The organism is Microbacterium sp. ZXX196 (genome assembly GCF_009709595.1).
Lineage (GTDB): Bacteria > Actinomycetota > Actinomycetes > Actinomycetales > Microbacteriaceae > Microbacterium > Microbacterium excoecariae.
Window position 1 is genome coordinate 1 of sequence record NZ_WMEE01000094.1, and the last position, 281, is coordinate 281.

At 34.9% G+C, this 281-nt stretch carries 1 protein-coding gene; it reads right to left on the reverse strand.

Annotated features, from left to right (window positions below):
* The coding region (locus GJQ66_RS12400; RefSeq protein ID WP_155049635.1) for an AMP-binding protein at positions 1-281 on the reverse strand (281 nt) is incomplete at both ends.

Genomic DNA, 281 nt, shown 5'->3' on the forward strand with positions numbered 1-281 from the left:
TTTTTCTGAGATGACTACCGTACCCCCACATAATATAGGTGTATTGATACAGACAGCCATACAAAAGATATGAAACATTGGGAGAACTGCTAATATCCGATCTTCTGATGTAAATTCTGTTAATTTTGCTATGGATTCTGCATTTGAACACAGATTTCTATGTGAAAGCATTGCACCTTTAGGTCTTCCTGTTGTTCCAGAAGTATATAAAATAACCGCAAGATCCTCCTCAGCAGTGAAAGGTAAATCATTACTATTTTTCTTATCTAAAATCAATTGCT